Genomic DNA, 20,008 nt, shown 5'->3' with positions numbered 1-20,008 from the left:
TAATTTCATCTATCTGTAATTACTCATCATGGCACCGCCAAAACCTAGCACCACAAAAAATAATATATATAAGACATAAACTCCAATTCCAATAAAGAATCCAATTTTTGTCCATTTGCCGGCGGCTTGAGATGCTGCCTGAGCCCCTGCATAGTCGCCCATGGCATATTTACTATTAACATTAGCTGCATTTACAATACCAGCTATTCCAAAAGGCAGGCAGCAGAATAATGTAACCAGAATTGATTCTACAAGCCAGTTCTTTGGTGCTGGGCCTTGATTTCCGAATGGTGTTTGTCCAAACGGTTGCTGACCGAAGGGTGCTTGTTCTTGAGGTTTTTGATCTTCCATAGTATCAACTTTTAAGTATATTAATTTAAATAGTTAAACTAAAATATATTTTTTAATTTAAAAACAGCATAAACAAACGTTTAATTATTTCAATACATTTGCCACTTTTGGTAATAAAGCGGTTGCCCATTCTGCGTACATTTTAGCACTTGGGTGCAATCCGTCGCTCGCCACTAACGACAAATCAGTTGCTGCATTTCGAGATGAGGGGGTAATATTGGTATAGTTTACGCCAGCTGAAAGCGTAATTTCTTGATTTGCAGCGTTAAAGCTATCGATTTCATTGGCAATCGTTTGTGGGTTTCGCCCCGAGTTTTGGCCAAAGGGCGTAGCGCCCCAATCTGGAATAGAAACTACAAAAACCTTATTCTTGTTGCCTCCGGCAAAAGCGATTGCCGTTTGTAACAATTCTGTGAATTCCTTTTTGTACGTATCTATCGGATAACCCCGATATTGATTGTTTACACCAATTAAGAGCGTAACAAAACTATATGCGCCTGTTAAATTCTCCTTTTTTATACCTGCCTGAAGTTCATCGGTAGTCCAACCGGTAACCGCAACAATTTTTGGATTTGCTACACTGCTACTTTGAGCTTTTAATAAACTTTGAAGCTGATAAGGAAAAGATTCTGCCTGTCTAACCGATTCGCCAATGGTATAAGAATCGCCAAGTGCCAGATATGTAAAATTACTTTCTCCATTTGAAGAAGCTTTTGTTCGGTCAGTAACGGGTTCAATAGGCATAGGCTGTTGTTTTGTGCAGCCCGAAGTTAAGAAAGAAAATAAAATGGCGCTTAATAAAATCTTCATAGTTTAATCTACGAATTAGCGTTCGGTTTAGTTTTACTCAACCAATTAAATCAGCTGCATTTTAAAGAGCTTGGCAATATGATTCTTTAATTTTCCTTTTACTTCTTCCATATCAAGATGATAACCCAGCTCCTTTGCTAAAGAAGTTACGGCTTTATCATCAATACCACATGGTACAATATTTTTAAAGTAATCTAAATCTACATTTACATTAAAGGCAAAACCGTGCATGGTAACCCAACGGCTGCAACGAACACCCATGGCGCATATTTTACGAGCCTTTTCGTTATCGGCATCTAACCACACCCCCGTAAAACCAGGATAACGGCCAGCTTCTATCCCATAATCTTTTAAGGTAAGGATAACGGCTTCTTCCAGCGTGCGCAGATATAAATGTATGTCGGTAAAGAAGTTATCAAGATCAAGAATAGGGTAGCCCACTAGCTGCCCCGGGCCATGATAAGTAATATCGCCGCCCCGGTTTATTTTATAGTAGGTTGCCTGTTTATCTTTTAATCCCTGCTCATCCAATAATAAATTTTCGGGATGCCCGCTTTTACCTAAGGTGTAAACATGTGGGTGCTCGCAAAATACAAGATGGTTTGGGGTAGGCTTATTGGTATTGTTTACACGGTTTTCTGTCTTAATGGCCACCGTTTTATTTAACAGGTCTTCCTGTTTATCCCAGGCTTCCTGATAGTCTGTTAAGCCCCAGTCTGTAAAAATAGTTGGCTTTAAATCTGTCGCAATTGCTTTTTCCGCTGTCTCGTTCATCTCCATTTATTTTAAGAATTGCTGGCTACATAGCCTAACATGTAACTGTCTTTGGTTTTAAAGTAATTAACGGTCAGCTCTCGCGTACCTGTTGGCAGTTCTACCAATGCATTTAGTGAGCCTTCTTTTTTTAGCTTAAAAGGTTTAATATGGATATGCTGTTTAAATTCTAAACCTTTTTTGCCATGCCACTTATAAATAGCTTCTTTAGCGCACCACGCAACATATAAGCCATCCGTATTATCTCCAATCTGTTTCTGAGCAAGTTCTACATCGCTTAAAAACTTGTGTTTAATGCTTTTTATCTTGTGCTTAATCAGTTCGATATCGACACCTACAGCATGATCTTTGCTAATCATTACGGCCGCATAATCATAAGAGTGGCTTAACGAAATATGATAGTCGAAATTAACCAGATAGGGCTTGCCATGTTCATCAAACTGACAGTCGATATACTCCGTTGTATTAAGCATTGTTCTCAATAGTAATCTTGTGCTTAACCAGTGCAGTAACCGCTTGCCGCTGTTTAATGACGAGATAATGTCATGTTCATGCTGCTTAAGCTGCAGTCCGGCCAACAATTCTTCCTCCGTTTCTTCAATTTTCCAAATTGCTAAAACAGAATGCTGATCAATATTTTTATTGTAAATTATTGGCATTGATTAAATTGGAGATTACATGCAAAATTATCTTAAATAAATGATAATTTAGGCCAAAAATACGTATAAAAATGATATTATCTGATAGCAGGATATTAGAAGAAATTGAGAAGGGAACAATCATCATTGAGCCTTTTAAACGCGAATGTTTAGGAACCAACTCGTATGATGTGCACTTAGGGAAATACCTGGCTACTTATAAAAGCCGTGTGCTCGATGCGAAAGCGCACAATGAAATCGAACATTTCGAAATCCCTAAAGATGGTTATGTCCTTCATCCAGGTACGCTATATCTTGGTGTTACTTTAGAATATACCGAAACACACGGACATGTGCCTTTTTTAGAAGGTAAAAGCAGTACCGGCCGCTTAGGTATCGATATCCATGCAACGGCAGGTAAAGGAGATGTTGGTTTTTGTAATACCTGGACATTAGAAATATCAGTAGCACAACCAGTAAAAATTTATGCCGGAATGCCTATTGGCCAATTGATTTATTTTGTTGTTGAAGGTAAGATCGAAACGATGTACAATTCGAAGGGCAATGCTAAGTACAACAACAAAACCACCAGGCCGGTAGAAAGCATGATGTGGAAAAACAAGTTTTAGAGATTGCTTAACTGCCAACAGCCAATTGAAAACTGGTATCTTTTTCTTTTTTGGAAATGAAAGCCAGTGTGCTATGGCTGCTTTAGCCCCGCCGTTCGCTGTGGTCCCGATAGAAGGAATCGGGAGCCGCCGCTGCTGTCGGGTTTATGATTAGCGGTTTTAGTCTCTTGGCACTAAACATTGTCCCTAAACCCGATTAAAGCAAACACGGAGTGCAACGAAGTAAAGCGTAAAGCGGGGCCGTGGCTGCCAAACGCTCAGAACCCCTCATTTCCAAATCAATAGCCTATAATTTTTTTTGTTTTGGAAATGAAAGCTGGTGTGCTGTGGTTACTTTAGTCCTGCCATTTGCTGTGGTCCCGATAAAAAAAGGCACCCCATTTTCAAATCCATATTGATGAATTAAGGTGTTTCTCTAACTGTGAACTAAAAATTTAGATTGAAACTAAATTTCATGGTATCTTCATAAAAATATGCCTTAGGTTTTGTACCTTGACACATATTTATTTGTTACCCAACCACATGAAACTCAAAATTACTCTCGCAATCAGTTTTCTATCTTTACTTATTGTTTTTGCCGCATTTAAAATGGATGATGATCCATTTAGTCAGCTCTTGCAAAAACTCGAAGATTATACCAGTAAAAATCCGCAAGAAAAAGTTCACCTTCACTTAGATAAGCCTTATTATGCCATTGGCGACGATATTTGGTTCAAAGCCTATGTTGTAAATACCAAGACTTCGGCCCCTTCGGGCATTAGTAAGATCCTGTATGTGGAGCTGATAAATGAAAAAGATTCGCTAAAAAAACTGGTTAAGTTACCTATTATGGGAGGAATTACCTGGGGCGATTTTAAGTTAACAGATTCACTTGGTGAGGGTAATTATAGAATTAGGGCCTATACCAATTACATGCGGAATTTTGGCACCGAATTCTTTTACGATAAGACAATTAAGATCGGAAATAGCTGGGCTAACAAAGTTTTTACAAAAACTTCTTACAGTTTTACCAAAGAGAACAATGCAGATAAAGTAACGGCAACAGTTCATTTTGAAGATAAAAATGGCGTGGCTTACAGTGAAAATGAAGTAAGTTATGAAGTTCAGTTAGATTACCGTACCGTTACAAAGGGTAAAGTTAAAACAAGTTTAACAGGTGATGCGGTAATTAGCTTCACAAACAACCAGTCTTTCCAAAATAAATCAGGGAAAATTATTGCGACCATCGCACTGGATAATAAACAAAAAGTTATCAAATCTATCCCGATCACTTCCACATCTAACAATGTTGATGTACAGTTTATGCCAGAGGGAGGAACACTTGTTGAAGAATTGCCCCAAAAAGTTGCCATTAAAGCTGTTAATGCCGATGGCCGCGGTGAAGATGTAGAAGGAACGATAGTAGACGAAGGGGGAAATGAAGTAACCAGTTTTGCCACCAATTATTTAGGTATGGGTAACTTTGTGTTTAACAATCAGGCCGGTAAGTCATATTCAGCAAAGATTAAATTTAAGGATGGATCAGAAAAAACGTTTAAATTACCTGTGGCAGTTAAAAGTGGTTATGCACTTTCTGTAAATGCTTTAGATACAGGTAAAGTGGTGGTAAAAATTATGGCCAGTGCCGATCTTGTGAATGGCAATGAACTAAAAGTTGTGGCACAGCATGGGGGCAATGTATATTATGGCTCGAAAGCTAAAATGGATAAACAGGTATTAGTGGCCAATATCCCAAAAAAGAACCTGCCAACTGGTATTGTGCAGTTTACTTTATTTTCAAGTACCAATCAACCTTTGGCAGAGCGGTTGGTTTTTATTAATAACAAGGCCGAACTAATTGATGTATCGATTAATGCATCAGGAGTTTCTGGTTCAAAAAGAGGAAAAGCAGCCTTTACTTTCGATGCTGCTAATGACAGCAAGCCCGTTTTAGGTAGTTTTTCTGTTGCTGTAACCAATACGGCAAAAGTAACACCTGATGAAAATAATGAGTCTAATATCCTCACCTCGTTGTTACTTACCTCTGATTTGAGCGGTTATGTAGAGAAACCCAACCATTATTTTTTAAAGGATGATCTTCAAACACAAAAAGAACTCGATAACTTAATGCTTACCCAGGGCTGGAGAAGATTTCTTTGGAAAAATATTATCAATGGTGTTGGTCCGAATATTACCTATAAACCCGAGCAGTCTATTACCATTAGCGGAACGGTAATGAAAGGCAATAAGCCTGTACCCGGTGGTAAGGTAATGCTTATGGCTACAAAAGGAACGATGTACATTTTGGATACGGTAACCAATGCTGAAGGAAAATTTGTTTTCGATAATTTAAGTTTTGGCGATAGTACAAAGTTTGTTGTTCAGGCCAGAACTAAAACAGAAAGGAAGTTTGTAGATATTAATCTTGATATCGTTCCCGGGCAGATTGTAACCAAGAATAAAAATGGAGCCGATATCGATATCAATGTGAATAATACTTTGATGAAGTATATTAAAGAAAGCGATAACTATTTTAATGAGATGACCCGTTTAGGCCTGCTGGAGCGGACCATTAAACTAGAAGAAGTAACCATTACTGAAAAGAAAAACCCTGCGAAGAACTCATCCAACCTGAATGGTGCAGGAAGAGCGGATTTCGTGATGACAGCCGATCAGCTCTCTACCTGTGTTACCCTTTCGCAATGTTTGCAAGGGCGGTTACCGGGAGTGATATTTAGAGGTAATATACCTTACCTTATGCGTAGTCAGGATACGCCTATACAGATTATTGTTGATGGCATGCACATGGAAGCTGATTTTCTGGATAATGTTACTCCTAGTGATGTAGAATCTATTGAGCTTTTAAAAAGTATCGGTAATACAGCCATTTATGGTTCGAGAGGAGGAGGAGGCGTAATTATTATCACGACTAAACGTGGTGATGGGGGAAGAAGTACCGATCGTTATGCACCAGGAATTGTAACCTTTAATCCAAAAGGATTTACGATTTCAAGAGAGTTTTATTCGCCAAAATATGATGCAACAAGCTCAAACAGCAGGACCGATTTCAGAACAACTATTTATTGGAACCCACAGGTTGTTACAGATAAAGATGGAAAAGCACAATTCGAATTTTACAATGCAGACGAACCTGGTACCTACCGTGTAGTAATAGAAGGAATAGATGCTATAGGGCATTTGGCGAGAAAAGTTTACACTTATGATGTTAAATAGAGAAAAATAGATAAATTTGAATTAGTATGCATGCATAGTTTATGCTACGGTATATTTATCTTGATACTAGATTCTTAAATCTTGATACTATTTAAAATATGAATACAATAAAAGTAAGTGTTAAAGACCGCCTGGCAACCATTACGTTAGATAGAGGGAAATCGAATGCCTTAAACCGAGAGTTGATTACCGAGCTTGACGATATGCTTAAAAATATTACCGCCGATGATAACATTGGAGGAGTAATTTTAACCGGTACAGCACCTTTCTTTTCCGCTGGATTGGATTTAGTAGAACTTTATAACTATAACGAAGAAGAGGCTAAATCTTTCTGGCAGTTGTTTTTAGGTTTTACAGCCAATATGGTCTCATTTAAAAAACCGATGGTAGCCGCAATTAGTGGCCATAGCCCGGCCGGCGGATGCGTAATGGCATTGGCCTGCGATTATCGGGTAATGGCAGAAGGACAATATATTATTGGACTTAATGAGGTGCCAGTAGGTATTATTGTGCCAAATAGTATTTTTCAATTGTATGCGTTTTGGTTAGGTAAGGCCGAAGCCAGTCGTAGTTTGCTTTCGGGTAAACTTTACAGTCCCGAAGAAGCTTTAAAAGTCGGTTTGGTTGATGAATTGGTGAAAAATGAAAGTTTGTTAACGGCTGCCGAGCGTAAGATTAAGAAATACATGGAGCTCGAAAGTAATACCTGGTCGCAAAGCAAGTTAAATATCCGAGAGGAATTAATTGCTGCCGTAACTGCAGATCAGTCGGCTATTTTAGAAAAAATGTTAGCACAATGGTGGTCGCCGGCAACACGCCATATTTTAAAAACAATTTTAGCTAACCTGCAGCGAAAGTAATCCGTTTGCAGTTGTCGGTTTTCAGTTAACTAATTACAACAATTAACCGATTAACCAGTTTCAACAGTTAACCATTTAACAATTCCCAGCAATTTAACTTTAACCAATTAACCAATATACTATGTTCAGTTATAATGCACCAATGCTCAGAGAAGACGCTTTAAAAGGAAAAACCATTGTAATTACAGGTGGAGGAACAGGTTTGGGGAAAGCAATGGGCGTATATTTCTTGAAATTGGGAGCCAACCTCGTCATCACAAGCAGAAAACAGGATGTACTGCAAAAAACTGCCGATGAAATGGAAGAAAAAACAGGTGGCAAAGTGTTGGCGGTTGCCTGTGATGTTAGAGAAGTAACACAGGTAGAAAACGTATTGGCCAAAACTTTAGAAAGATTTGGTTCAGTTGATGTACTATTGAACAATGCTGCGGGTAATTTCATCTCTCCAACCGAACGGTTATCAGCCAATGCATTTTCATCCATTATCGATATCGTTTTAAAAGGAACGGTTAACTGTACACTTACCTTCGGTAAACACTGGATTAAGGAAAAACAAGCGGCAACAGTTTTAAATATAATTACCACTTACGCTTTTACAGGCTCAGCCTATGTTGTGCCTTCTGCCTGTGCAAAAGGTGGTGTTTTGGCACTAACAAGATCTTTGGCCGTAGAGTGGGGTAAATATGGTATCCGTACCAATGCTATTGCTCCAGGTCCGTTCCCAACCAAAGGCGCATGGGAGCGTTTATTGCCCGGCGATTTAGCCAAAAAATTCGATTTCAAAAACCGTGTACCGTTGAAAAGAGTTGGCGATCATCAAGAGCTCGCCAATTTAGCTGCATTTCTGGTGAGCGATTTCTCTGGATACATTAATGGCGAAGTAATTACCATTGATGGCGGCGAATGGCTGCAGGGAGCAGGTCAGATGAATGGTCTGGAAGCAATTCCGAACGAAATGTGGGATATGCTCGAACAAATGACACGAAGCGCGAAATAAAGTGATATGGTAAATGTGATCAATCGCAATAATCAATTATTACCACAAAGAATACTTACCTCGTTTATTGCATTGGTTTGGCTTGTAAACGGATTACTTTGCAAAGTGTTAGGTCTTGTGCCTCGCCATGAACAGATCGTTGCCAGAATTTTAACGCCCACCTATAGCCATACCTTTACAATTCTTATTGGCATATCAGAGATTGTGATGGCAATTTGGATTTTGAGTAATTTCAAAACCAAGCTAAATGCTCTTGTTCAGATTGTAATAGTTGCCACCATGAATACCATCGAATTTATACTTGCGCCAGATCTATTGCTTTGGGGGAAATTCAATTCGCTCTTTGCATTTATGTTTATTCTGGTTGTGTTTATCAATGGGTTTTCTTTTAACAAAAAAACAACGCAGCAAGCATAATGTTCTCATTTCTGAAAAACCATCCATTTGCAGTTGATGCATTTTTTGAAAATTCTCTCGTATTAACATTTTCTGTTCCAAAAGCAGAATTAGAGCATCTTATTCCAGAATGCTTAGCCCTTGATACCTTTAAAGATGAATGGGCTTTCATTGCTATCGCGATGGTTCAAACGAAAAATTTGCGACCAAAAGGCTTTCCTAAATTTATGGGTAATGATTTTTTTCTTATCGGTTATCGCGTATTTGTACGTTATACGAACAAAGCAGGAAAAAGTCTTCGCGGGCTGTATATTTTAAAGTCAGAAACGAATAAAAAGAAAATGGAATTTATGGGCAATATTTTTACCCATTACAATTATACCACAACAGATATATCGCTAATTGACAACGAAAACAAAAAGAAAATTACATCAACCAATTCTGATTTTGAAATCGTAATCGATAAAACAGATCAGGAGGTTGCCTTGCCCGAAAATTCTCCATTTGCCGATTGGAAAGAAGCCAGAAGATTTGCCGGGCCTTTACCCTTTACATTTACGTACAACGAAAAAAACAAAGAAGTTTTAATTATTGAGGGGGTTAGGCAAAACTGGCAGCCAGCGCCGATAAAAATTGCCAGTTATAACTTTGGATTTTTAGATTCATTGAATCTAAATGAACCGATTTTAGCGAATGCCTTTGATATTCAAAACATCCCTTATTATTGGAAAAGAGGAAAAATTGAAAAATGGAAGTAAAAAGAAGAAAATTTCAGGGCGTGTTAAACATTTTAAGCTTTAACAGGCATTTTTACCTATTTGGTCTTATTGCTTTATTGTTAGTGATAATTAGTCAAATGGTAATGCCATGGCCTATTGTCCTATTTTGGATAATCACTTTAGCTTTTCTTTATGGTCTTTTAATGCCCTTAATAGTATCTGCATATGTTTACGACTTTTCTGGGTATTATCATTTCGATTGGCTAAAAAAAGCTAGTATTTCCAATTCGAATCCAGATTTAATCTTAAATATTAACGCAGGTTTTGATGAAACAAGCTTCATTCTTAAAAGTCATTTTCCGCAAGCAACTTTAAAGGTCTTCGATTTTTACAATCCTGAGAAGCATACAGAGCAGGCAATAATCAGGGCGAGAAAAGTAAGTTTGATGTTTCCTGATACAGCGCAAATAAATACAGATTTTATTCCTTTAGCCGATAAGTCCGTTGATATGATCTTCCTGTTATCGGCCGCACATGAAATAAGGTCGCAACAAGAGAAGATTGTTTTCTTAAAGGAATGTTATAGGGTATGTAAACCAACAGGCCGGGTAATTATGGTAGAACATTTACGCGATTTGTCCAATTTTATGGCCTTCTCTATTGGTTTTACACATTTTTTCTCACGAGGAATTTGGCGAAAAGCATTTAAATCGGCAGGTTTTTCTTCTTTTTCTGAAACGAAATTCACACCATTTATGTCTATTTTTAACTGTTGTCCCTAATTTGAATGCAAACACACTTATTAATCGTTGGCGTTCTTTTAGTTGCGTTAGCGCTTATTCACATTATTTTTCCAAGATATTTTAATTGGGAAAGTGAACTTAAATTGCTGAGCTTAATCAACAAGCAAATGATGTTGGTACATACCTTTTTTGTTGCACTTACCGTATTTCTAATGGGCCTACTCTGTTTAACCTCATCAAACGAATTAATACAGACCGATCTTGGAAGAAAAATATCGCTCGGTTTGGGCTTATTTTGGACTACCAGATTCTTTATTCAGTTTTTTGTTTACTCCAGGGATCTGTGGAAAGGTAAGCTATTCGAAACTACCATGCATACCATATTTTCTATTCTTTGGGCTTATTTTAGCCTAGTATTCCTCTTTATATTTTTTAAATACGGAGCTGTTTAAAGCAAAAGTGCTTTATCGTAAAGTCTTGCCACTTCATACTGGGCTACTTGTTACTAAAATATTATCTTTGCCGATATGAATATCTTACTTTTAGGTTCAGGCGGCAGAGAAAGCACATTCGCTTGGAAAATGAGCCAGTCTTCGCACTGCGATAAACTAATTATTGCTCCAGGTAACGGTGGTACAGGAGCTTATGGTACAAACATCAACATCAATGTAAACGATTTTGATGCCATTAAAAAAGTAGTGCTTACCGAAAACATCGAACTCGTTGTAGTAGGTCCGGAAGAACCTTTGGTAAATGGTATTCACGATTTTTTCCTTGCCGACAAAGCCATTGCGCACATTCCAGTTATCGGACCTAAAAAAGAAGGAGCTATTTTAGAAGGGAGTAAAGATTTTTCTAAACAGTTTATGGAGCGTCATGGTATTCCAACTGCGGCCTCAAAATCTTTCACCCCCGAAACTTTAGAAGATGGCTTGGCTTATCTCCAAAACCATGCATTGCCGGTTGTTTTAAAGGCCGATGGTTTGGCAGCAGGTAAAGGTGTGTTAATCTGTACCGAAACTATCGAGGCTCAGGAAGAATTAAAACTGATGCTTGGCGGTAAATTTGGTGCAGCCGGGGCAACAGTAGTAATCGAAGAATTTTTAAGCGGGATAGAACTTTCGGTATTTATTTTAACCGATGGTGAAAATTATATCACACTGCCTTCAGCTAAAGATTATAAACGGATTGGCCAGGGCGATACCGGTTTAAATACTGGTGGTATGGGCTCAGTTTCGCCAGTTCCTTTTGCCACACCAGAATTTTTGGCTAAAGTAGAAGAACGGATTATTAAGCCAACAGTTGAGGGTTTAAAGAAAGATAATATCGATTATACAGGTTTCATCTTCTTCGGACTGATAAAAGTAGGAGAAGAGCCATTTGTAATTGAGTACAATGCACGTATGGGCGATCCTGAAACAGAGAGTGTGATCCCCAGAGTTGAAAACGACTTGGTAGAGTTGTTTTTAGCTACTGCCAACAAACAATTAAACCAGGTGAGTTTGGTTATTTCTGAGCAAACAGCTGCTACTGTAATGATTGTGGCAGGTGGTTACCCAGGCGATTACCTGAAGGGTAAAGCCATTACCGGAATTGAAAACCTACGTCATTCTAACGCATTCCATGCCGGAACATTGTTAGAAAATGATGTCGTGAAAACAAATGGAGGAAGGGTAATTGCAATTACCAGTTTGCAAAAAGATTTGTTTACTGCTCTACAATCAGCAACAGCTGATGCTGGTAGAATTTATTTCGACGGAAAATATTTCAGGGAAGATATTGGTTTTGACTTAATTTAAAAGAACATAAGTTGAAAAAAGTACTCAAGAAAATCTCCGAAATCGCAATTAAACAAGGAGAGTTTAGTTTTGCACCTGAGCAAACAGAAGCAAAGTGGCTAGGCAATCAACCTGCCACCTTAGCCGAAATACAAGAGGCTGAAGCAAGACTGGGGATAACGTTTCCAATGGATTATAGAGAATTTCTGTTGATTACCAATGGATTTACTACGCCAAATGAACACGTTGATCCGTCGTTTTCAAAAGCAAGTGATGTCGCATTTCTAAAGGATGTTGATCCACAGCTGATCGAGATTTGGACAGAAAATGATGAGTTGCTAGAGGTGGCCATTAAACTGGCCAGAAGCATTATTATTGGTGGCTTAGGAGAAGAGCAATATTTTCTTCTAATCCCGCCGGTAATTGAAAATGCTGATTGGGAATACTGGAAATTTGCATCATGGATTCCAGGAGAAGATCCTTACGAAGGACTTGAAAATTATTTCATTAACGTATTGGATTTCTTAAAATCTGCGTAATACGTTTTCGTATAAACAAAGAAAGCCCCAATCAAAATTGGGGCTTTCTTTGTTTTGAATGCTTTTTTATTTCGATTTACTTCCCAGTAATTCTTGAAGTTTATCTTGTAAAGCTTGTTCTCTTAAACCTTTAGCAATAATTTTGCCTGTTGGATCAATTAAGAAATTAGCCGGAATGGATTGAATGCCATACATTTGAGCCACTTCATTGCTCCAGCCTTTTAAATCTGATACATGTGTCCAGGTTAACTTATCAGCCTCAATGGCTTTCTGCCAGGCTGCTTTGGTAGTTCTGGTATTTCCTCCATCTAAAGAAACACCCAAAACAGTAAAGCCTTTATCTTTAAATTTGTTGTAAGCCACTACCACATTTGGGTTTTCCTGACGGCATGGGCCACACCATGATGCCCAAAAATCTACCAGTACGTATTTACCTTTAAAATCGGATAATTTAACAGGTTTACCTGCAGTATCAACTTGCGTAAAGTCCATAGCCATGGCACCTACAGCGGTTTTTCTTCCCGCATCAAATATTTGAGCAATTTTTTTACCTGTCGTAGTTGCTTTCAAGTCTGGCGACAACCCAACAAAAGCTTTTTCTGCTGCTGTTGCCTGATCAGGATCTGCTGCCAATTGGCTAATTGCGCTTAAGCTGATAAATGATTTTGGATTGCCGTTTGCATACTGTAATAATAATGGAGCCATTCCAGCAGCTTCTTTTTCATAGCGGGCACCTAAAGCGCCCATAACAGCTTTATCTTGTTTTTGCTCGGGTGTATAGGCTGCATATTCTGCATTAATTGCAGCAAGTTTATCTGCTACAGGTTTAGTTAATGCTTTTAATTTCTTTGCATCGTCATTAACCGGTGAGCCAGTAATTGTCGCTTTCTTTAAAGAATCTGCTGCCGCTAGCTTTATATTTCCTGGCTCTACGTATAGCGATAAAGCATCTAATTTCTCACCCTGTGCCGGACGGTTTACGTAAGGATTTTTGTTTAAGAAAAGACTTCCCTGTGCAGGATTTAACAATGTTCCTTTAAATGCAAAGGTGCCATTTGTTACGGTTGCCGAATCGGTAATGTTTTTGCCATCTCCCTGATAGATCAGATAAACCTTATCTCCGGTTTTTAATCCTTTTATATCGCCGTTAACTGTAAATGGCTTTTGTGCCAAAGCTGCAAGGGGCAATAGTGCCATTGCAGATAATAATATTTTTTTCATCTGTATAATATTTTTTTCATTGGTGATGAAGCTATCATGATGGTTTCATGAGATTAGTTTAATCCTGTCCAAATATAGAAATCTGTACCGCTAAAACGTAAATAGCTGTGTAAAATTATGATAGACTGTTTCAGGGATAGCTTTTAATTTAATTTTTGGTAAGTTCTCCACCATAAATCGGGCATTTCGCCATTAACAGCAGTCTGGTAATCATCATATCTGCAAGGCACAAGGTGGTAGCGCTCGTTTTTAGATTGCCCCGAAGGGTAAGGGACCTGCATCCACCATCGGTCTGATTTTTTGCTTTTCACAAACATCATTTCTCCCGAACCGTCTTTTAAGCTGGTTCGATAGATCATAAATTGTGATTTCGGTGTAAGCGGAAAATCCTTTTTGCGGGCATAAAATCCATCAACAAAATACCATACCATTTGAGCAAGTAGGAAGGCAGTTTGTCCGTTATTGTCATAGGCCGGATTAAACTCGTAAAAGCCAATTGAGGTCAACTTATCATTCATGCCTGCATAACGGGCAATACGACAGGCCTCTTCGCCATCAAAACCATTTGGCGTGGTATTCGCATTTGCTGCGGCATCTGCAGAACGGATAGCGCCCATGTCAAAGCTAATCATGTTTGCATTACGGATAATGGGCTCTGTTAAGGTAATGTCCTGAGCAAATTCACCCAAACGGTGTACATCAAAATATAATTTATCCATCACGCTCAAACTTTCCTGGTTTACAAAATAAGTTTGATAACCCACATTGCTAAAATTGAAAAGGTAATTGGGCTGGTGCAGGAAAATTTTGTTCAGGTAACAGTCCGAACGGGTAGCAATTCCCTCATTGTCGTCATCGCCAATGTCAAATTGGTTATCAATAACCACCAGATCTACTTTTTGCTCTAAATCTTCATAACCCAGGTATTGGCCATAGGTTAAGTCTTGTCCGCCACCAATAATGATCGGAATAATGTCTTTTTTAATCAGTTCCGAGACTACCATCTTGATGGCAATGTAGGTATCGGCAATGGTTGCGCCGTGTTTAATATTGCCTAAATCGACAATCCTGCTATTAAAAGCACCTTCGTTGAGTTTATAAAATTTTTCTCTAAAATAATCGGGTGCCAGGGCAGAGCCTTCATTGTTAACGGCGCCTCTTCCATCAAGTACCCCAAAAATTGCCAGATCGTAGGTATGCTCCTCAAAATCGGGGAACGATTCGGTGTAAATCTGCGCTTTTAACCCCAGCTGGCTTGTAAAAAATCCTTGCTTGGGTGTAAAACTATCGGGGTTTATAGGGGAAAAGAAATCCGTTAATGACATATATTTAAAACTCTCGGCTCAAATATCTATTTTTGAATGCGTATTTCCACATATAGCTCGAAAAAAATAAAATGATACTGGTAACCGGAGGAACTGGATTTTTAGGATCTGAATTAATTAAACAGTTAACCGACAAGGGGTTAGCTGTTCGGTCCTTGAGGCGGGAGAAATCTAAAATCCCTTTGCTAATTCAAAATATCCCACTCATCGAATGGTATGAGGCTGATATAAACGAGCCTTCTGTACTGGAAGATGCCTTTATCGGGATTACCAAAGTTTACCATTGCGCAGCTTTTGTATCCTTCAATCCAAAGGATAAAAAGCAGCTTTTTCATGTAAACATAGAAGGAACCTCGAACATTGTAAATCTTTGTGCCGAAAACAATTGCCGTTTATTGCACGTAAGCTCAGTTGCTGCGTTAGGAAATGCTAAAAAGGGCAATAAAATTACTGAAAAAGACTTTTGGGAATATGATGCCAGAGCACACGCCTATGGTTTATCGAAATACGAGGGTGAGATGGAAGTTTGGCGGGGTATTACCGAAGGATTAGACGCTATTATTGTCAACCCATCGGTAATTATCGGTAAAAACGCGGGCTTTGAGGGAAGTGGGGCAATTTTTAAACTGGTAAAAGATGGTTTTCCCTTTTACACCGATGGAGCTTCGGGTTTTGTTGATGTTGAAGATGTGGCCAAAGTGATGATCTTGTTAATGGAGGCGGAAGTTTCGGGAGAACGGTATATCATTTCTGCCAATGATTATCATTATAAAGATCTGTTCAGCGAAATTGCACAGGGTTTTGGCGTTAAAGCACCAAAAAGAGAGGCAAAATCATGGATGCTCGGAATAGCCTGGAGGGCCCTAAAATTTGCATCCATATTCACTGGTAAACAGCCTTCCATCACTAAAGATGCTGCAAAGAGCAGTTTAACCTTAAGTTATTACAATAACAATAAAATAAAAACGGAAACAGGTATTACCTTTAAGCCAGTTGCCGAAAGCATAAAAGAAATTACCCAACATTTAAGATAATGCCCAAACAGAAAGCCTATTACATCATCGATTTTGATAGTACCTTTACACAGGTAGAAGCACTTGATGAACTTGCCCGAATTTCGCTAAAGAACCACCCTGATAAAGAGGCGATTTTTCAAAAAATTGAAGATTATACCAATTTTGCAATGGAGGGAAAACTTTCCTTCTCCGAAAGTTTAGCACAACGTGTTAAGCTTCTTGAAGCTAACGAAGATCATTTAAAACAACTCATCAAACATTTGAAAAAGAAAGTATCTACATCTTTTTCGCGTAATGCCGAGTTTTTTAAGAAACATGCCGATGAGGTGCTGATTGTTTCTGGCGGGTTTAAGGAATTTATTACTCCTGTAGTGAGCCAATACCACATTAAAAAGGAAAATATTTATGCCAATACCTTTGTAACCACTGGCGATGGTAAAATTATAGATTACGATCATACCAATCCTTTAAGTGAAGAGGGTGGCAAAGTAAAATTACTTCAGCATTTAAAGCTCGAAGGCGAACTGTTCGGTATTGGCGATGGGTATTCTGATTTCCAGTTGCGCGAAAGCGGTATCATCAATAAATTTTTTGCATTTACGGAGAATATAGCCCGCGAAAGTATTGTTTCGAAAGCTGACCATGTAACACCAAGTTTCGACGAGTTTTTGTACGTAAACGATCTGCCGCGTGCAATTTCTTATCCTAAAAACAGAATCCTTTGCCTGGTAATTGGTGAAGTTGATCCCTTAACGATTTCTATCCTTAAAAACGATGGTTTATCAATTAGGCATAAGACTTCTTTTGAAGATAAATATGTAAAGGATGTGGGAATTATTCTTTTAGCTGATGGCGAAAAAATAAACAAAGAACAGTTAAAAAACGCGGCTAAGCTAAAAACTATAGGTTATTTAGGTAATGCAAAAAACAAAATAGACCTCGATTTATGTACCAAACAAGGTATTGTTGTTTTCGATGACCCTAAAAACAATCCACGTAATATCGATTTTATCCCGAAACGGGTTGCCGATTTTATGAATACGGGAGCAACTTATCTGAGCAGCAATTTTCCTAACTTACAATTGCCAAAAATTGAGAAATCGCATCGCTTAATTCACATCCACAAAAACGTTCCTGGTATTATGGCGAAAATCAACACTGTTTTTGCCAAACACGACATTAACATTGTGAGCCAGTTTTTAATGACCAATCCTGAGATTGGCTATGCCATTACCGACATCAATGCGCAGTATGATAAACAATTGTTTAAATCGCTTAAAAAGATCGAGCATACCATAAAGTTTAGGGTGCTGTATTAACTTCATGCTGTCATTCTGAGTGCAACGAAGAATCTCTGTGTTTTCTTATACTTGCCCTCATAAAGTACTGCCTTTTTAGTGCTTTGGTGGTGATAGATTCTTCACTGCGTTCAGAATGACAATAACGATTTCTCTGTACGCCTAGCGCCACATACGCTTCGCTACCTCAAAAACTGATGCCTCTTCAACAACAAATGTTTAGGTGCACCTATCGTTTGTGACCGATAAATTCCTGTATGGCCTGAAAATAAGTAAGCCGTAACGCAGGCTAAAGCGATATAAATTCCAGATGAGGTGCCAAATAACTCTATACCCATAAAAATACAAGCCAAAGGGGTATTCGCTGCCCCAGCAAAAACAGCCACAAAGCCCATTCCTGCCAACAGGCCAAGAGGTAAGGGGATAAAGAAACTCAAAAAGCTACCCAGTGTGGCCCCAATAAAGAAAAGTGGAGTAACTTCGCCGCCCTTAAACCCTGCACTCAGGGTAAATGCAGTCAAAAATAATTTGATCGCAAATGTATAATAAGCTTCTTGTTGAACAAAGGATTCTGAAATAACCGGAATGCCCAAGCCGATATATCGTGTATTCCCGATCAGGTAAATAATACCAATTAAAACTAGTCCACCAATAAATGGCCTTAATGGCGGGTATTTGATTTTACTGAAAAGACTTGATAAACCATGGTTTAAGGCTGAAAAAGATCTCGCCACCAGTCCAAATAATATTCCGGCACCTAAGGATAACAATAAATTGATCGAATTCATTTCCGGTATCACAGAAATGGAATAATGGGTATGCCCAACGCCCCAAGCCTTGCAGGCATAGTCGGCAATAATTGCTGTAATAAAGGAAGGGAGAATGGAACTGTAGGTTAAACTTCCAATAACGAAAACTTCCAATCCGAATACTGCGCCTGCCAAAGGTGTCCCGAAAACAGAGGCAAAGCCAGCACTGATCCCGCAGATGAGAATTACTTTTCGATCTCTGGCATTAAGTTTAAACAGTTTCGTAAACTGGTCGGCAAAGGCCCCTCCAATTTGGACAGCTGTACCCTCTCTTCCAGCCGAGCCGCCAAATAAATGGGTAATAATCGTGCCTGCAAAAATGAGTGGCGCCATGACCAACGGAATCACATTTTTGGGCGATTGTAATTCCTCAATCAAGAGATTGTTGCCCTTTACAACGGCTGCACCCCAATAATGATAAGCCAGGCCAATGAGTATACCGGCAATTGGTAAAAAGGCGATAATCCAGAGGTGTTGTTCACGGTAATTGGTTGCCCAGTTTAAAGTTTCTAAAAACAGGGCAGAGGCAGAGCCTATAATCCCACCCAATATTGCAGAAATCAATAGCCACTTTAATGTGCTAATTAAGAGTAATCCGAAGTCGAGTTTAATAAAATGTTTAATAGGCAGAAGAAATTCTTCTGTTAGTTTTTTAACAGGCATTTGAATTCAATTTTAAATAAAAATCGTAGGAGTCATCAGCCTGTTTGGGCGGTTTTGGCGGTACTCCATCGCCATTGTTCCAAATGTATAAAATTTAGTTATTTGTTGCAAAATCTTTATCACCTTTGTGCAGCTAACTTTAAACCATGGATTTCACACCCGAAATAAAAGACAAATTACATCAACTGCAAGAAAAGTATACGGCAATGGGGCAAGATATGGCATCGTACCTCGATGGGCTTTTATATGCCGATTTCTTAACCTATTGGGACTACATTCATTTGGATACGTTACTGAGCTTACAGAATCCTAAAACACCGATTCCGGATGAAGAGATTTTCATTATGTACCATCAAATCACGGAGCTTTATTTTAAGCTTGCACTGCACGAATGCAGGCAGATTGCTGAGCATGAAAATTTAACCGCCGAATTTTTTACTGCACGTGTAAAACGGATCAACGCTTATTTCAATGCCTTAACCACTTCTTTCGAGGTGATGGTTGATGGTATGGAGAAAGAGCAGTTCCTGAAATTCCGCATGTCATTATTGCCTGCCAGTGGATTCCAATCTGGCCAGTACCGGATGATCGAGATCTGTGCTACAGATTTTATCCAATTGGTAGATAAAAGCAAACGCGAAGAACTAAGTACTGCAACAATAGAAGAACAATTCGAAAATATTTACTGGAAATTCGGCGCAACCGAACTGTCTTCGGGTAAGCAAACTTTAACCTTAAAGCAATTTATTAAAAAGTATGCTGCTCAGTTTCTACAACTGGCCAAAGATCGCACTTTAACCAATTTTTCAGCTTTATACCATCAATTGCAAGCGAATGGAGCCGATGTTTCTGCCCTTGCAGAAGAGTTGCGTAAGTTAGATTTGTATGTAAATGTAGAATGGCCTTTATCGCACTACAAATCGGCCGTACGTTATTTGGAGAAAGATCCGGTTGATATTGCAGCAACAGGTGGAACCAACTGGCAAAAATATCTGCCTCCGCGTTTTCAGAAGAGAATCTTTTATCCGTTCTTATGGACCGGTGAGCAAATGGAAGAGTGGGGTAAAGGCTGGGTGCTTAGTGTACTTAAAACACTCAAAAACAAAGATTAATATTACAAAAAGCTATTAAAAAAGCCTGTTTTTTCTTAATTTGCGCGAAATAATTAATGATAGGATGAGTGAATTATTGAATAAGAGAATGAGCGGTAAAACACTCAATCATTCGAT

General features: G+C 38.7%; 20 protein-coding genes and 1 riboswitch. Of the genes, 13 read left to right on the top strand and 7 right to left on the bottom strand.

The genetic code is table 11. The features are described 5' to 3' along the window. Nucleotides 1-9: 9 nt before the first annotated feature. The 4 genes from LQ227_RS08020 to LQ227_RS08005 all read right to left on the bottom strand — a co-directional run bounded on the left by LQ227_RS08020 (nucleotide 10) and on the right by LQ227_RS08005 (nucleotide 2,594). On the bottom strand, nucleotides 10-351 hold the full coding sequence (locus LQ227_RS08020; protein WP_083488603.1) for a CD225/dispanin family protein: 342 nt from the start codon (nucleotides 349-351) through the stop codon (nucleotides 10-12). 84 nt (nucleotides 352-435) lie between these two features. Next, nucleotides 436-1,161 carry an SGNH/GDSL hydrolase family protein gene (locus LQ227_RS08015; protein ID WP_230142532.1) on the bottom strand — a complete coding sequence of 242 codons (726 nt, stop codon included), beginning with the start codon at nucleotides 1,159-1,161 and terminating at the stop codon, nucleotides 436-438. Between the two features lie 45 nt (nucleotides 1,162-1,206). After that, nucleotides 1,207-1,935: a lipoyl(octanoyl) transferase LipB gene (gene lipB / locus LQ227_RS08010; protein WP_230142530.1), complete on the bottom strand. Its 729-nt coding sequence runs from the start codon at nucleotides 1,933-1,935 to the stop codon at nucleotides 1,207-1,209. A gap of 11 nt (nucleotides 1,936-1,946) precedes the next feature. Continuing rightward, a complete protein-coding gene (locus LQ227_RS08005) occupies nucleotides 1,947-2,594 on the bottom strand; it encodes a 4'-phosphopantetheinyl transferase superfamily protein (protein WP_230142528.1) in 648 nt (215 codons plus the stop codon). A 71-nt stretch (nucleotides 2,595-2,665) separates the two neighbouring features. Between LQ227_RS08005 and dcd the strand changes: the two genes are divergently transcribed. The 10 genes from dcd (at nucleotide 2,666) to LQ227_RS07955 (ending at nucleotide 12,447) form a co-directional block, all read left to right on the top strand. After that, entirely contained in the window at nucleotides 2,666-3,202 is a 537-nt protein-coding gene (dcd, locus tag LQ227_RS08000; RefSeq protein ID WP_215129483.1) for a dCTP deaminase, read from the top strand. 522 nt (nucleotides 3,203-3,724) lie between these two features. Beyond that, a complete protein-coding gene (locus tag LQ227_RS07995; RefSeq protein WP_230148962.1) occupies nucleotides 3,725-6,415 on the top strand; it encodes a carboxypeptidase-like regulatory domain-containing protein in 2,691 nt (896 codons plus the stop codon). Nucleotides 6,416-6,513: 98 nt separating this feature from the next. Then, the gene (locus tag LQ227_RS07990; protein WP_230148960.1) at nucleotides 6,514-7,275 is read left to right on the top strand and encodes an enoyl-CoA hydratase/isomerase family protein; all 762 of its coding nucleotides are present in this window, start codon (nucleotides 6,514-6,516) and stop codon (nucleotides 7,273-7,275) included. 121 nt (nucleotides 7,276-7,396) lie between these two features. Beyond that, complete coding sequence (locus tag LQ227_RS07985; protein ID WP_086548706.1) at nucleotides 7,397-8,272, top strand: SDR family oxidoreductase; 876 nt, start codon at nucleotides 7,397-7,399, stop codon at nucleotides 8,270-8,272. 6 nt (nucleotides 8,273-8,278) lie between these two features. Further along, on the top strand, nucleotides 8,279-8,689 hold the full coding sequence (locus LQ227_RS07980; RefSeq protein ID WP_230142520.1) for a DoxX-like family protein: 411 nt from the start codon (nucleotides 8,279-8,281) through the stop codon (nucleotides 8,687-8,689). Continuing rightward, a complete protein-coding gene (locus LQ227_RS07975; RefSeq protein WP_230142517.1) occupies nucleotides 8,689-9,426 on the top strand; it encodes a DUF2071 domain-containing protein in 738 nt (245 codons plus the stop codon). Before LQ227_RS07980 ends, LQ227_RS07975 begins: the two co-directional genes overlap by 1 nt. Before the next feature lie 164 nt (nucleotides 9,427-9,590). Further along, the gene (locus LQ227_RS07970; RefSeq protein ID WP_230142515.1) at nucleotides 9,591-10,169 is read left to right on the top strand and encodes a class I SAM-dependent methyltransferase; all 579 of its coding nucleotides are present in this window, start codon (nucleotides 9,591-9,593) and stop codon (nucleotides 10,167-10,169) included. Nucleotides 10,170-10,174: 5 nt separating this feature from the next. Then, entirely contained in the window at nucleotides 10,175-10,582 is a 408-nt protein-coding gene (locus LQ227_RS07965) for a hypothetical protein (RefSeq protein WP_230142513.1), read from the top strand. A gap of 75 nt (nucleotides 10,583-10,657) precedes the next feature. Beyond that, the gene (gene purD, locus LQ227_RS07960; RefSeq protein WP_215129489.1) at nucleotides 10,658-11,929 is read left to right on the top strand and encodes a phosphoribosylamine--glycine ligase; all 1,272 of its coding nucleotides are present in this window, start codon (nucleotides 10,658-10,660) and stop codon (nucleotides 11,927-11,929) included. Between the two features lie 11 nt (nucleotides 11,930-11,940). Next, nucleotides 11,941-12,447, top strand: a complete 507-nt coding sequence (locus LQ227_RS07955) for an SMI1/KNR4 family protein (protein WP_230148958.1) — start codon at nucleotides 11,941-11,943, stop codon at nucleotides 12,445-12,447. A 66-nt stretch (nucleotides 12,448-12,513) separates the two neighbouring features. Here the strand turns inward: LQ227_RS07955 and LQ227_RS07950 are convergent, their stop codons facing one another. After that, entirely contained in the window at nucleotides 12,514-13,668 is a 1,155-nt protein-coding gene (locus LQ227_RS07950; protein WP_230142510.1) for a TlpA disulfide reductase family protein, read from the bottom strand. A gap of 143 nt (nucleotides 13,669-13,811) precedes the next feature. Continuing rightward, a complete protein-coding gene (locus tag LQ227_RS07945) occupies nucleotides 13,812-14,993 on the bottom strand; it encodes a formimidoylglutamase (protein WP_029274474.1) in 1,182 nt (393 codons plus the stop codon). A 71-nt stretch (nucleotides 14,994-15,064) separates the two neighbouring features. Between LQ227_RS07945 and LQ227_RS07940 the strand changes: the two genes are divergently transcribed. Both LQ227_RS07940 and LQ227_RS07935 read left to right on the top strand, forming a co-directional pair. Then, nucleotides 15,065-16,027: an NAD-dependent epimerase/dehydratase family protein gene (locus LQ227_RS07940; RefSeq protein ID WP_230148956.1), complete on the top strand. Its 963-nt coding sequence runs from the start codon at nucleotides 15,065-15,067 to the stop codon at nucleotides 16,025-16,027. Next, nucleotides 16,027-17,328, top strand: a complete 1,302-nt coding sequence (locus LQ227_RS07935) for an HAD-IB family phosphatase (RefSeq protein WP_230142507.1) — start codon at nucleotides 16,027-16,029, stop codon at nucleotides 17,326-17,328. Before LQ227_RS07940 ends, LQ227_RS07935 begins: the two co-directional genes overlap by 1 nt. Before the next feature lie 161 nt (nucleotides 17,329-17,489). Here the strand turns inward: LQ227_RS07935 and LQ227_RS07930 are convergent, their stop codons facing one another. Next, a complete protein-coding gene (locus tag LQ227_RS07930; protein ID WP_230142505.1) occupies nucleotides 17,490-18,779 on the bottom strand; it encodes a voltage-gated chloride channel family protein in 1,290 nt (429 codons plus the stop codon). Between the two features lie 19 nt (nucleotides 18,780-18,798). After that, a riboswitch (Fluoride riboswitch) is annotated at nucleotides 18,799-18,861 on the bottom strand. A gap of 64 nt (nucleotides 18,862-18,925) precedes the next feature. On the opposite strand from LQ227_RS07930, the gene LQ227_RS07925 reads away from it, so the two are divergent. Continuing rightward, the gene (locus LQ227_RS07925) at nucleotides 18,926-19,891 is read left to right on the top strand and encodes a tryptophan 2,3-dioxygenase family protein (RefSeq protein WP_230142502.1); all 966 of its coding nucleotides are present in this window, start codon (nucleotides 18,926-18,928) and stop codon (nucleotides 19,889-19,891) included. Nucleotides 19,892-20,008: the final 117 nt, after the last annotated feature.

The organism is Pedobacter sp. Bi27 (assembly GCF_918698255.1).
GTDB lineage: Bacteria > Bacteroidota > Bacteroidia > Sphingobacteriales > Sphingobacteriaceae > Pedobacter.
Note: the sequence above shows the minus strand (reverse complement) of the source record. Positions and strands in the feature narration are given on the sequence as shown.